Below are 231 nucleotides of genomic sequence, written 5' to 3' on the forward strand. Positions count from 1 at the left end.
CGAGGACTCCGACATCGGACGGGAGATGTCCGCCCGCCCCGAGGCGATGCTCGACATGATCGACAACATCACGCGCGGCGACCGGATCGCGATGCTCGGCCTGCCCGCCGAGGAGTTCCCGGACGACTGGTCCCGGATCGTCACCTCCATGATCACGATCAAGGCCATCTACGGCCGTGAGATGTGCGAGACCTGGTACGCGATGTCCGTCCTCCTCGAAGGGCGCCTGGT

Annotated in this window: 1 pseudogene; it reads left to right on the top strand. The window is 65.8% G+C overall.

The window, feature by feature from the left end:
- A pseudogene (gene tdh, locus KVT44_RS57375) lies at positions 1–231 on the top strand (L-threonine 3-dehydrogenase); the annotation flags it as partial.

This window comes from Streptomyces sp. GbtcB7, assembly GCF_019091445.1.
GTDB lineage: Bacteria > Actinomycetota > Actinomycetes > Streptomycetales > Streptomycetaceae > Streptomyces > Streptomyces mirabilis.